The 13,060-nt window shown below is 64.3% G+C and carries 13 protein-coding genes; 10 read left to right on the forward strand and 3 right to left on the reverse strand.

Annotated elements, in window-relative coordinates:
* Positions 1–439: sugar-binding domain-containing protein (locus EOA23_RS24145; protein WP_281058765.1), on the forward strand; the 439-nt coding region annotated here is incomplete at its 5' end.
* Between the two features lie 19 nt (positions 440–458).
* Here the strand turns inward: EOA23_RS24145 and EOA23_RS24150 are convergent.
* Positions 459–644, reverse strand: a complete 186-nt coding sequence (locus tag EOA23_RS24150) for a hypothetical protein (protein WP_127305991.1) — start codon at positions 642–644, stop codon at positions 459–461.
* A 100-nt stretch (positions 645–744) separates the two neighbouring features.
* Between EOA23_RS24150 and EOA23_RS24155 the strand changes: the two genes are divergently transcribed.
* The 9 genes from EOA23_RS24155 to EOA23_RS24195 all read left to right on the forward strand — a co-directional run bounded on the left by EOA23_RS24155 (position 745) and on the right by EOA23_RS24195 (position 10,874).
* Entirely contained in the window at positions 745–1,653 is a 909-nt protein-coding gene (locus EOA23_RS24155; RefSeq protein WP_127305992.1) for a LysR substrate-binding domain-containing protein, read from the forward strand.
* A 172-nt stretch (positions 1,654–1,825) separates the two neighbouring features.
* On the forward strand, positions 1,826–3,136 hold the full coding sequence (locus tag EOA23_RS24160; protein ID WP_042637462.1) for a sugar ABC transporter substrate-binding protein: 1,311 nt from the start codon (positions 1,826–1,828) through the stop codon (positions 3,134–3,136).
* Positions 3,137–3,280: 144 nt separating this feature from the next.
* Positions 3,281–4,153 (forward strand): sugar ABC transporter permease, encoded by an 873-nt coding sequence (locus EOA23_RS24165; RefSeq protein WP_126079999.1) that lies wholly within the window; start codon positions 3,281–3,283, stop codon positions 4,151–4,153.
* 13 nt (positions 4,154–4,166) lie between these two features.
* Positions 4,167–4,991 carry a carbohydrate ABC transporter permease gene (locus tag EOA23_RS24170; RefSeq protein ID WP_042637460.1) on the forward strand — a complete coding sequence of 275 codons (825 nt, stop codon included), beginning with the start codon at positions 4,167–4,169 and terminating at the stop codon, positions 4,989–4,991.
* 46 nt (positions 4,992–5,037) lie between these two features.
* Positions 5,038–6,042 carry an ABC transporter ATP-binding protein gene (locus EOA23_RS24175; protein ID WP_127305993.1) on the forward strand — a complete coding sequence of 335 codons (1,005 nt, stop codon included), beginning with the start codon at positions 5,038–5,040 and terminating at the stop codon, positions 6,040–6,042.
* Between the two features lie 10 nt (positions 6,043–6,052).
* On the forward strand, positions 6,053–6,823 hold the full coding sequence (locus EOA23_RS24180) for an L-iditol 2-dehydrogenase (RefSeq protein WP_127305994.1): 771 nt from the start codon (positions 6,053–6,055) through the stop codon (positions 6,821–6,823).
* Between the two features lie 164 nt (positions 6,824–6,987).
* Positions 6,988–8,466, forward strand: a complete 1,479-nt coding sequence (locus EOA23_RS24185) for a mannitol dehydrogenase family protein (RefSeq protein ID WP_127305995.1) — start codon at positions 6,988–6,990, stop codon at positions 8,464–8,466.
* Between the two features lie 141 nt (positions 8,467–8,607).
* Positions 8,608–9,291, forward strand: coding sequence for an HAD family hydrolase (locus EOA23_RS24190; protein WP_127305996.1), 684 nt, complete (start codon positions 8,608–8,610; stop codon positions 9,289–9,291).
* On the forward strand, positions 9,288–10,874 hold the full coding sequence (locus tag EOA23_RS24195) for an FGGY-family carbohydrate kinase (protein WP_127305997.1): 1,587 nt from the start codon (positions 9,288–9,290) through the stop codon (positions 10,872–10,874). The genes EOA23_RS24190 and EOA23_RS24195 overlap by 4 nt, the downstream gene beginning before the upstream one ends.
* Here EOA23_RS24195 and ugpC read toward each other — a convergent pair.
* Complete coding sequence (gene ugpC, locus EOA23_RS24200) at positions 10,871–11,962, reverse strand: sn-glycerol-3-phosphate ABC transporter ATP-binding protein UgpC (protein WP_127305998.1); 1,092 nt, start codon at positions 11,960–11,962, stop codon at positions 10,871–10,873. The two genes, EOA23_RS24195 and ugpC, sit on opposite strands and share 4 nt — an antisense overlap.
* A gap of 3 nt (positions 11,963–11,965) precedes the next feature.
* Positions 11,966–13,012 carry an NAD(P)-dependent alcohol dehydrogenase gene (locus EOA23_RS24205; protein WP_127305999.1) on the reverse strand — a complete coding sequence of 349 codons (1,047 nt, stop codon included), beginning with the start codon at positions 13,010–13,012 and terminating at the stop codon, positions 11,966–11,968.
* Positions 13,013–13,060: the final 48 nt, after the last annotated feature.

Below are 13,060 nucleotides of genomic sequence, written 5' to 3' on the forward strand. Positions count from 1 at the left end.
GTCTTTCCCGATGCCGCTGCCGGTCATCGCCTCCTCGCCGGCAGAGCGCGAGATGCTGCTCAACCAGCCGATGATCCAGCCGACGCTGGCGCTGGCCGCGGAAGCCGACGTCACCTTCGTCGGCATCGGCGATCTCGGACCCAAGGCCCCGCTTTACGAGGACGGCTTCATTTCCGAAACCGAGCTGAAGGCGCTGCAGAAGGCCGGCGGCATCGCCGAGATCGTCGGCTGGGTGTTCGATCGCGAAGGCCGCATGATCGAAGGGATCACCAATGACCGCGTATCGTCCGCCGCGCTGCCGTCGCGGGAAAAATCGCTGGTCATCGCCTTGGCCATGGGCGAGCGGAAGCTGCCGGGCATTTTGGCCGCCGTCAACCGCCGGCTGGTCAATGGCCTCATCACCGACGAACGGACGGCCGAAGCCCTGCTTGCCGGCTGATGGCCATAAAAGAAGCCGGCTATTGCGAGGGTCCGCGCGGATCATTGCCGTCGAGAAAACCCATGTCGCGCTGCAGATGCTCGGATAGTTCCCGGACATCGATATAGCCGCGCCTGCGGCCCGAAAACCTTGCAAATTCCCGTACCAGCGTGAGAAACCAGCCGCGTGCGGGAGTGGAAACGAGTTTTTCCTGTACCGTGACCATGATCGTCAGCCTTGAACTGGATTGATCGTTGATCCCAAATATCGGTCTGGCTGGTTCGTGCTTCCAATTAAACCTCGATCATGACCCATAAGGAGGCCTTATGCCCGATCTGACCCCTCCGCAGCTTGCGCCGCTGCCGCCGCTGCAGGCGATCCGGGTGTTCGAAGCGGTGGCAAGGCACCTGTCCTTCACCAAGGCGGCGCAGGAATTGGGCATGACCCAGGCGGCCGCGAGCTACCAGATCAAGCTGCTGGAGGAACGCATCGGCGCGCCGCTGTTCCTGCGCCGGCCGAAGCAGATCGAGTTGACTGGACCCGGCCAGCGCCTGGCGCCAGCCGTCAGCGAAGCCTTTTCCATCCTGGGTCAGGCCTATGCCGCGGCGCGCGGTGGCGCCGACGGGCTGCTTTGCGTCACCACCGTGCTGACCTTCGCCTCGAATTGGCTGGCCCAGCATCTGGGCTCATTCCAGATTGCTCATCCGGCCCTTGCCGTGCGGCTCGACACGTCGAGCCGTTTGACCGATTTCGCGCGCGAGGATGTCGATCTCGCCATCCGTTCTGGCGGCGGCAAATGGCCGGGCCTGGAGGCGCACAAGCTGCTCGACGCCGACTTCACGCCGATGCTGAGCCCCAAGCTCGCGGCCACCATCGGCGGCGTCAAGGAGCCGGCGGACCTTTTGCGCCTGCCCATCCTCGACCCCGGGGACGTCTGGTGGTCGCAATGGTTCGAGGCGGCCGGCGTGACCGGCCATGATCTCGCCAAGCGGCCGGGTTCCAGCATGGGCGCGCAGGCCTATGAGGCGAATGCGGCGATCGCCGGCCATGGCGTGGCGATCCTGACCAGGGCGCTGTTCAAGAACGAGCTCGCCGACGGTCGTCTGATCCAGCCCTTCGATCTGGTCGGCGATGACGGCCATGCCTATTGGCTGGTCTATCCGACGGCGCGCCGCAACGTGCCGAAGATCCGCGCCTTCCGCGACTGGATCCTCGCTGAGATCGCCTGCGCGTAAGCCGGCTGCCTTCAGCTTTCGTCTCCATGTACCGGCCACGTCGCCAGAGAGGGTCACGTGCCGTCATTTCTGCTGCGCTGCAGCATCGATTCCGCCTTGACATAAATCACTCCAAGTGAGTAATTGCTCAAAGCCAAGGCAAATGCTCATCTTGGTTTATGGGAGGAATTTGATGAAACTTCGCACGCTCACCCTGGGCCTGTTGTCGGCCAGCGCCCTCGCTTTCGCCGCGCATGCCGAATCCATCACCATCGCCACCGTCAACAATGGCGATATGGTCCGCATGCAGAAGCTGACGGACGACTTCACCAAGGCCAACCCCGACATCCAGCTCAACTGGGTCACGCTTGAAGAGAACGTGCTGCGCGAGCGCGTGACCACTGACATCGCAACCAAGGGCGGCCAGTACGACGTCATGACCATCGGCACCTACGAGGTTCCGATCTGGGCCAAGCAGAGCTGGCTGCTGCCGCTCGACAAGCTCGGCGACGACTATGACGTCAAGGACATCATCCCGGCCATCGCCGGCGGCCTGTCGGTCGACGGCAAGCTCTATGCCGCGCCCTTCTATGGCGAAAGCTCCTTTGTCATGTACCGCAAGGACCTGATGGAGAAGGCGGGTCTGAAGATGCCCGACGCGCCGACCTGGGAATTCATCAAGCAGGCCGCCGACAAGATGACCGACCGCGCCAATGGCGTGAACGGTGTCTGCCTGCGCGGCAAGGCCGGCTGGGGCGAGAACATGGCCTTCCTCACCGCCATGTCGAACTCCTTCGGCGCCCGCTGGTTCGACGAGAACTGGAAGCCGCAGTTCGATCAGCCCGAGTGGAAGAACACGCTGCAGTTCTATGTCGACCTGATGAAGGCCGACGGTCCGGAAGGCGCTTCGTCAAACGGCTTCAACGAGAACCTGGCGCTGTTCCAGCAGGGCAAGTGCGGCATGTGGATCGACGCCACCGTCGCGGCGTCCTTCGTCTCCGATCCGAAGGCCTCGCAGGTCGCCGACAAGGTCGGCTATGCGCTGGCGCCCGACAATGGTCTCGGCAAGCGCGGCAACTGGCTGTGGGCCTGGTCGCTGGCAATCCCCGCCGGCACCCAGAAGGCCGATGCCGCCGAGAAGTTCGTCTCCTGGGCAACCAGCAAGCACTATGCCGAGCTGGTCGCCTCGAAGGAAGGCTGGGCCAATGTTCCGCCTGGAACGCGCTCCTCGCTCTACGCCAATCCGGAGTACCAGAAGGCGGCGCCTTTCGCGAAGATGACGCTGGACTCCATCAACGCCGCCGATCCGACGCACCCGACCGTCAAGCCGGTGCCCTATGTCGGCGTGCAGTTCGTCGCCATTCCTGAATTCCAGGGTCTCGGCACCACCGTCGGCCAGCTCTTCTCGGCTGCCCTTGCCGGCCAGTCGAGCGTAGACGACGCCCTCAAGCAGGCCCAGGACGCAGCCACCGCGGCGATGACCGAAGGCGGCTACATCAAGTAAGGCTCCTCCCGGTGCCGAACGCCGGTCGCCCATCATGGCCGGCAAGGGGCCGCCCGAAACCCAGTTCGGGCGGCCACCCTTCAAAACCGGGAAGATTCTGGGCGCAACTCTGAAAATCCGGCTGACTTTGGGAGGGTGACCGTCATGGCTACTCAGCAAACCCGTTCGCTTGCCCGCTTCATGATGGCGCCATCGGTGATCCTGCTGTTCGTCTGGATGATCGTGCCGCTGCTGTTCACGCTCTGGTTCTCGTTTCAGCAATACAATCCGCTGAACCCGATGCGTGACGGCTTCGTCGGCTTCTCCAACTACGCGCTGTTCTATTCCAACCCGGCCTTCCTCTATTCGATCCTCAACACGCTCACCATCGTCGTCAGCGTGCTGGTCATCACGGTGGTCGGCGGCATCCTTCTGGCGATGCTGCTCGACCAGCCGATCTGGGGCCAGGGCATCGTGCGCATCCTGGTCATCTCGCCGTTCTTCGTCATGCCGCCGGTCGCAGCGCTTGTCTGGAAGAACATGATCATGCACCCGCAATACGGCGTCTTCGCCGATATCGCGCGCTTCTTCGGCGCCCAGCCGATCGACTGGTTCGGCCAGCATCCGCTGACCGCCGTCATCCTGATCGTCGCCTGGCAGTGGCTGCCCTTCGCCACGCTGATCCTGCTCACCTCCTTGCAGTCGCTCGACGGCGAGCAGAAGGAGGCGGCCGAGATGGACGGCGCCGGCTTCGTGAGCCGCTTCATCTACCTGACGCTGCCGCACATGTCGCGCGCCATCACCGTCGTTATCCTGATCCAGACGATCTTCCTGCTCTCGATCTATGCCGAGATCCTGGTCACCACCAATGGCGGCCCGGGCTACGCCTCCACCAACCTGCCCTTCCTCGTCTACCAGAAGGCGCTCCTGGAGTTCAAAATCGGCCAGGCATCCGCCGGTGGCGTGATCGCCGTCATTCTCGCCAACATCGTTGCCTTCTTCGCCATGCGCGCCGTCGGCAAGAACCTGGACAAGTGAGGGAGGACCTGACATGGCCCGCGCAGTCACCACCCAGCACAAGACCATCGCCACGGCCGCGGCCTGGGTCGTCGCCCTGCTGATCTTCTTTCCGATCCTCTATACGATCATCACCTCGTTCAAGTCGGAGCAGGAGGCGATCCAGGGCTTCAACCTGATCCCGTCCGGGACGTTCGAGAGCTATTCGGAGGTTCAGCAGCAGAGCGGCTACTTCAAGTTCTTCTTCAATTCGGTGCTGCTCTCGGTCGGCTCGACCATCCTCGCGCTCATCGTCGCCATCCCGGCGGCCTGGTCGATGGCGTTCTCGCCGACCAAGCGCACCAAGGACATCCTGATGTGGATGCTGTCCACCAAGATGATGCCGGCCGTCGCGGTGCTGTTCCCGATCTACCTGATCTTCCGCGACTCAGGGCTTCTCGACAGCCGCATCGGCCTCACCGTCATGCTGATGCTGATCAACCTGCCGATCGTGGTCTGGATGCTCTACACCTATTTCCGCGAGATCCCGGGCGAGATCCTGGAGGCGGCGCGCATGGACGGCGCCTCGCTGTGGAACGAGATCATCTATGTGCTGACGCCGATGGCCGTCCCTGGCATTGCCTCGACCATGCTCTTGAACATCATCCTCGCCTGGAACGAGGCGTTCTGGACCATCCGGCTCACCACCACCAACGCCGCGCCGCTGACCGCCTTCATCAGCTCCTTCTCCAGTCCTCAAGGGTTGTTCTGGGCCAAGCTCTCGGCGGCCTCGACGCTGGCGATCGCGCCGATCCTGATCATGGGCTGGTTCAGCCAGAAGCAGCTGGTGCGCGGCCTGACCTTTGGCGCCGTGAAGTAAGAGCGCCCAAGCGGCGGACGACGATAGATATCCCCGGGAGGAAACCATGGGAAACATCACGCTCAAGAACGTCTCCAAGTCCTTCGGGTCGACGACGATCATTCCGAACATCGACCTCAACATCGAGGACGGCGAGTTCGTGGTGTTCGTCGGCCCATCGGGTTGCGGCAAGTCCACGCTGCTCAGGCTGATCGCCGGGCTGGAGGACACCAGCGGCGGCACGATCTCGATCGATGGCCGCGACGTCACCCGCGAGGCTCCGGCCAAGCGCAAGCTCGCCATGGTGTTCCAGTCCTACGCGCTCTACCCGCATATGACGGTCGCCAAGAACATCGCCTTCCCGCTGAAGATGGCCGGCGAAGACCAAGCGACCATCGACAAGAAAGTGAAGGACGCCGCGCGCGTCTTGAACCTCACCAACTATCTCGAGCGCCGCCCGGGTCAGCTCTCCGGCGGCCAGCGCCAGCGCGTCGCCATCGGCCGCGCCATCGTGCGCCAGCCCTCGGCCTTCCTGTTCGACGAGCCGCTGTCCAACCTCGACGCCGCGCTTCGCGGCACCATGCGGCTGGAGATCAGCGAGCTGCATCAGCAGCTGAAGACGACGATGATCTACGTCACCCACGACCAGGTCGAGGCCATGACCATGGCCGACAAGATCGTCGTGCTCAACGCCGGCAACATTGAGCAGGTCGGCTCGCCGATGGAGCTCTACAAGACGCCGAAGAACCTCTTCGTCGCCGGCTTCATCGGCTCGCCCAAGATGAACATAATCGAAGGCGCGCCGGCGGAGAAATATGGCGCCAAGACCATCGGCATCCGGCCCGAGCATCTCAACATCTCGACCTCGTCCGGCGACTGGAAGGCGACGGTCGGCGTTGCCGAGCATCTCGGCTCTGACACCTTCCTGCATGTCCAGGCGGACGGCATCGGCACCATCAACGTCCGCGCCGACGGCGAGGTCGCTGTCAGGCATGGCGACACCGTCTACCTGACCCCCGACAAGACCAAGCTTCACCGCTTCGGCGCCGACGGCAAGGCGCTGGCCGCGTGAGGACGGGACAGTGAGGCTGAAAGGCAAATCGGCGCTGATCACCGGATCGGCGCGCGGCATCGGCAGGGCCTTCGCCGAAGCCTATGCGCGCGAAGGCGCGACGGTGGCGATTGCCGATATCGACCTCGACGCGGCGCAAGCGACGGCGAAAGCGATCGGCTCCGCCGCTTACGCGATCCGGCTCGACGTCACCGACCAGTCCTCGACCGAGGCGGCGGTGAAGGCGGTCGAGGCGAAGACCGGCGGGCTGGACGTGCTGATCAACAATGCCGCGATCTTCGACCTGGCGCCGATCGTCGAGATCACCAGGGCGAGCTACGACAAGCTGTTCGCGGTCAATGTCGCCGGCACGCTGTTCATGCTGCAGGCCGCCGCCCGCTCGATGATCGCGCGCGGCCGGGGCGGCAGGATCATCAACATGGCAAGCCAGGCAGGCCGGCGCGGCGAGCCGCTGGTCGCGGTCTATTGCGCCACCAAGGCCGCCGTCATCTCGCTGACCCAGTCTGCCGGGCTCGACCTCATCAAGCACCGCATCAACGTCAACGGCATCGCGCCGGGCGTCGTCGACAGCGACATGTGGGACCAGGTCGATGCGCTCTTCGCCAAATATGAGAACCGGCCGAAGGGCGAGAAGAAGCGCCTGGTCGGCGAAGGCGTGCCTTACGGCCGCATGGGCAAGCCCGAGGACCTCGCCGGCATGGCCGTGTTCCTCGCCAGCGACGAGGCCGAATACATTGTTGCCCAGACCTACAATGTCGACGGCGGTCAATGGATGAGCTGACGGGATGAGTTGAGGGGGGAGGCGCTTCTCTCTTTTCCTCCGGAGCAAGCGTCGCGGGGCAGGTGAGGGGCAGCATGCTGGAACACCGGATGTTGCCCCTCATCCTCGCTCTCCTCAGGAGGCGTAAACAGTCGGGCTGCAGATCGGCCAAAGGGTAAAATGAGATGACCGTGAAACTCTCTTCCTCGAACCTCGCCAGCCTGCCGGCCAAGGTCGCCGGCCCGAAATATGACCGCTCGGCCCTGAAGGCCGGCATCGTCCATTTCGGCGTCGGCAATTTCCACCGCTCGCACCAGGCGGTCTATCTCGACGACCTGTTCGCCACCGGCGAAGGCCATGACTGGGCGCTGATCGGCGCCGGCGTGTTCGAGGGCGAGAAGATCGGCCGCTCCAAGCTGCGGGAACAGGACTGGCTGACCACCGTGGTCGAGCAGGACCAGGGCCATATGAGCGCCCGCGTCACCGGCGCCATGATCGATTTCCTGACGCCTGGCGATGCGGCAGTGATCATCGAGCGGCTTGCCGATCCGGCGATCAAGATCGTCTCGCTGACCATCACCGAAGGCGGCTATTTCATCGACCCGGCCTCCGGCAAGTTCAACCCGGCCCATCCCGACGTTGTCGCCGACGCGCAGCCGGGCGCCGTGCCGAAAACCGTGTTCGGCATCATCCTTGCCGGCCTGCTGCGCCGGCGTGCCGACGACATCGTGCCCTTCACCGTCATGTCCTGCGACAACATCCCCCATAACGGCCACGTCACCTCAGACGGCGTCATCGGCCTTGCCCGGCTGATCGACGAGGACCTGGCGACATGGGTGGAGGACAAGGTCGCCTTTCCGAACGGCATGGTCGATCGCATCACGCCGGCCACGACCGACCGCGAGCGCCGGATCCTCGCCGACGATTTCGGCTTGGAGGACAATTGGCCGGTGTTCTGCGAGCCGTTCAAGCAATGGGTGCTGGAGGACCACTTCACCGCCGGCCGTCCGGCGCTGGAAAAGGTCGGCGTGCAGTTCGTCAAGGACGTCTCGCCCTACGAGCTGATGAAGATCCGCATCCTCAATGGCGGCCACGCGACAATAGCCTATCCGGCCGGGCTGATGGACATCCATTTCGTTCACGAAGGCATGCAGGAGCCCCTGGTGCGCGCGTTCCTGTCCAAGCTCGAGCATGACGAGATCATCCCGACCGTGCCGCCGGTGCCCGACACCGATCTGGAGGACTACTACCAGCTCATCGAGCGCCGCTTCTCCAATCCCAAGATCGGCGACACCATCCGCCGGCTTTGTCTCGACGGCTCCAACCGCCAGCCGAAATTCATCATCCCGACCATCGCCGACCGGCTGACGGCGGGCGAAGGCGTCGCCGGCCTCGCGCTGGAATCGGCCTTGTGGTGTCGTTACTGCTTCGGCACCACTGACAGCGGCGCCGTCATCGAGCCCAATGACCCGAGCTGGGACCGCATGCAGGCGACCGCCAAGACGGCGAAGGACGACCCCAAAGCCTGGCTGGCGATGGAGGACATCTATGGCGATGTCGGCCGCTCGCCCGTCTTCGCCGAGGCCTTCGCCCATGCCCTGAAGGTGCTGTGGGCGAACGGCGCGCGCGAAACCCTGGCGCGCTATCTCGCCGGCAAGCTCTAGAGCGTGATCCCGAACCGAAGGTCAGCGAAAGCAAAAAGTGGGAACCGGTTTTCGGAAAGGATCACGCTCCAACAAAGAATTGGATCAGGGTGACGGTTCAACGAAACGTTATCCTGATCCAAACCAGCGGAAGCCTGCCCGATGACGCCTGAGCTGGTCATCTTCGACTGTGACGGCGTCCTGGTCGACAGCGAGGCGCTTTCGGTCTCGGCGCTGCTCGGCATGATCGAGCTTGCCGGCGGCACTGTCAGCGAGGACGCCGCCTACGAGCATTTCCTGGGCAAGAGCATGAAAAGCGTGCGCGAGATCCTCGGCCAAGAGTTCGGGCTGGAGATCAGCGACCAGCATCTGACCGCCATGCGCGTCGACCTGATGCGCAAGTTCCGCGAGGAATTGAAGCCGATTCCCGGCATCAAGGAGGTGCTGCCGAAGCTCGGTCTGCCTAGCTGCGTCGCCTCGTCCGGCACACTGGAGCGCATCCGCTACGCGCTCGACGTCACCGGCCTGCTGCCCCTGCTGGAGCCGCATATCTTCAGCGCCACCATGGTCAAGCACGGCAAGCCGGCGCCCGACCTTTTCCTCCATGCCGCCGCCTCCATGCGGGCGCATCCGCGCAACTGCCTGGTCGTTGAGGACAGTCCAGCGGGTGTTGCCGCGGCGCGCGCGGCAGGCATGCGCGTCTTCGCCTTCACCGGCGGCTCGCATGCCGGAAATCCCGGCTTGAAAGCCCGGCTTGCGTCGACCGAACCGGACTCTATATTCGCTGACATGCTGCAATTGCCCGATCTGATTGCAGGCCTGGGAGCGAGAGTAAGAGCATCTTGACGAAGAGTTTCGTTTGCGCGGTCGATGTCGGCACCGGGAGCGCTCGCGCGGGCATTCTGGACGCGCGCGGCAACCTGCTTGCCCGTGCCGATCATCCGATCGCCATGCACCAGCCCAAGCCCGATCATGCCGAGCACGATTCGGAGGATATCTGGTCGGCGGTGTGTAAATCGGTGCGGGCAGCCCTCGAGAAATCCGGCGTTGCCGCCGGCGACATCGCCGGCATCTCCTTCGACGCGACCTGCTCGCTGGTCGCGCGCGACAGGCAAGGCGGCCAGGTCAGCGTCTCGGTCACCGGCGAGAAGCGCTGGGACACGGTCGTCTGGCTCGATCACCGCGCCATCGCCGAGGCCGATGAATGCACGGCAAGCGGCCATGCCGTGCTCGATTATATCGGCGGGGTGATGTCGCCGGAGATGGCGACGCCGAAGCTGATGTGGCTGAAGCGCCATCTGCCGAAGACATGGAATGAAGCCGGCTACCTGTTCGACCTCGCCGATTTCCTGACCTGGAAGGCATCAGGCTCGCTCGCCCGCTCGCAATGCACGCTGACGGCCAAATGGACCTATCTCGCGCATGAGGAAGAAAGCTGGCGGCGCGACTTCTTCGGGCTCGTCGGCCTCGGCGATCTGTTCGAGCATGGCAATCTGCCCGAAAAGGCGAGCCCGGTCGGCTCCAATATCGGTCCGCTGACGGCCAAGGCCGCCGCCGAGCTCGGCCTGACTGACCAGTGCCGGGTCGGCGCCGGCGTCATCGATGCCTATGCCGGCGCGCTGGGTGTCCTGGGCGGCTTTGCCGGCGACGAGAAGAACATCAGCCGGCACCTGGCGCTGATCGCCGGCACATCGTCCTGCGTCATGGCGATGTCGCATGACCCGCAGCCTTTCGCTGGCGTCTGGGGCCCCTATTTCGGCGCGGCCTTGCCGACGCTGTGGCTGTCGGAAGGCGGCCAATCGGCCACCGGCGCCCTGCTCGACCACATCATCCGCTGGCATGGCGCGGGCGGCGAGCCGGACGCTGCCATGCACATGAAGATCGCCAGGCGCGTCGCCGAGCTGCGCGCCGAGGAGGGCGATGCGCTGGCGGCCAGGCTGCATGTGCTGCCGGACTTCCACGGCAACCGTTCGCCGCTCGCCGACCCGCACGCCGTCGGCGTCATCAGCGGCCTGACGCTCGATTCTTCCTTCGACAGCCTGTGCAAGCTCTATTGGCGCACAGCCGTCGGCATCGCGCTCGGCGTGCGCCATGTGCTCGAGGCGCTGAACGAGAACGGCTATCTGATCGACACGCTGCATGTCACCGGCGGTCACACCAAGAACCCGCTCTTGATGGAGCTCTACGCCGACGCCACTGGCTGCACCGTGGTCGAGCCGCTGGCCGACGAGGCGGTGCTGCTCGGCACCGGCATGGTGGCGGCGACCGCCGCCGGGCTCTACCCCGACCTCAACGCGGCCTGTGTCGCCATGCAGCAGGGCGGCAAGACGCGCGCGCCCAACAAGGAAGCCGGCGCCCGCTTCGACCGCGACTACCGCATCTTCCTCGAAATGCACCGCCAGCGGCAGATGCTCGACGCGATCAGCTAAACCTGTTTGCTGCGCAGCGACTTGCCGGTCTCCGCGTCGAACAGATGGATGCTTTCTTCCTCGAAGCTGTAGCGAACCGGCGCGCGCAACTCCGGGCATTCGCGGGCCGGCACCAGCGCGCTGATCTCCCTGCCGCCCGAGCCGAACGTCACCAGCGCATCATTGCCGTGGAACTCGATGAGGTCGGCGGTGCCTTGCAGGATGTTGCCTGCGCCTCCGTTTGCCGTCTTCAGATCCGGAGGCCGGATGCCGAGCACCACGCGATCGCCGTGGTTAAGGTGGAAGTCGCCGCCTTCCAGTGACACCACTGTCCCTGCGCCGGTCAGCGTCCAGCCATTGCCCTTGCGGTCGACCATCGCCTCGACGAAATTCATATTCGGCGTTCCGATGAAGCCGGCTACGAACAGATTGCCGGGACGCCGATAGATTTCCGCCGGCGAGCCGATCTGCTCGATCACGCCGTCCTTCAAAAGCACGATGCGGTCGGCCAGTGTCATCGCCTCCAACTGGTCGTGCGTGACATAGACGGTGGTGGTCTTCAGCGACTGGTGCAATCTCGCGATCTCGACCCGCATATGGTTGCGCAGCTTGGCGTCGAGATTGGAGAGCGGCTCGTCGAACAGGAACACTTTCGGCGTCTTGATCATGGCGCGTGCGATCGCCACACGCTGCTGCTGGCCGCCGGAAAGCTCGGTCGGCTTTCGGCCGAGATAGGGCTCCAGCCCGAGCGTCCTGGAGACCGCCTCGACGCGCTTCTTGATCTCGGCCGCCGGCACCTTCTGGCGCTTCAGCCCGAAGGCGATGTTGTCGAAGATCGTCATATGCGGATAGAGCGCATAATTCTGAAACACCATGGCGATGCCGCGGTCGCCCGGCTCGAGATCGTTGACCACCTTGCCGCCGATCGACACCTCGCCGCCGCTGATGTCTTCCAGCCCCGCCAGCATCCTGAGAAGCGTGGACTTGCCGCAGCCGGAAGGCCCCAGGAACACGACGAACTCATGCTCCTCGATCGCAAGGTTGAGATCGCGAATGACGGTCGTGGCGCCATAGGCCTTGTCGACATGGGAGCAAACGATGGCGGACATGCCTTATCCCTTCTCGCCGGTCAGCAGGATCTGCAGCTTGACGTCCTGCGGCCTGCCTTGCGCGGCGCGCTCGAACGCCTTGATGCTTTCGGAGAAATCATAGGTGCCGGTGATCAGCGGCTTGAGGTCGACCTTACCGGAGGCGATCAGCTGCAAGGCGCGGTCGAAAATGTTGGCATAGCGGAACACGGTCTCGATGCGCACTTCCTTGGAGATCGCCGCCGGCACGTTGAGCTCGACCGTCTCCACCGGCAGCCCGACCAGCACCACCGCGCCGCCCGGCCGCACGATGTCGAACAGGTTGGCGAAGGCCTTCGGGCTGCCGCTCGCCTCGAACACGATATCTGCGCCCCAATTGTCCGTCGCGCTCCGGACGGCGTCGACCAGCGACTGCTCGCCGACATTGACCGGCACGATGCCCGGATACTGGCCGGCGATCTCAAGCTTGGGCGCGGAAAAATCGGAGATCAGCACCTTGGAACAGCCGCCCGCCAGCGCGGCGAGCGCGATCATGATGCCGATCGGGCCGCAGCCGACGACGACGGCGACGTCGCCCGGCACGATGCGGGCGCGCGCCGCCGCCTGCATGCCGATGGCGAAAGGCTCGACCATCGCGCCTTCGGCGAAGGAGACATTGTCCGGCAGCTTGTAGGTGAAGGCCGCCGGATGAACGGCGTATGGTGCGAGCACGCCGTGCACCGGCGGCGTCGCCCAGAAGCGCACGTCCGGGTCGACATTGTAGATGCCGAGCTTCGTCGCGCGCGATGAAAGATTCGGCACGCCCGGCTCCATGCAGACGCGGTCGCCGACCTTCAGGTTCGTGACGTTGGCGCCGACCTCAACGATCGTACCCGACGCCTCATGGCCGAGCACCATCGGCTGGCGCACGATATAGCTGCCGATGGCGCCATGCGTGTAGTAATGCACGTCGCTGCCGCAGACGCCGACCGTGTGGATGGCGATCCGAACATCGTCCGGTCCGACGTCTTGCGGCAGCGCGATCTCGCGCAGCGACAGTTCGCCTTTTTTCTCAAGCACCAGTGCCCGCATCGGGTATCCTCACTTCAACTTTTCTTTTGCCGGAAAACGGAATTCAGG

The organism is Mesorhizobium sp. M2A.F.Ca.ET.042.01.1.1 (assembly GCF_003997405.1).
In the GTDB taxonomy this organism is placed as follows: Bacteria; Pseudomonadota; Alphaproteobacteria; order Rhizobiales; family Rhizobiaceae; genus Mesorhizobium.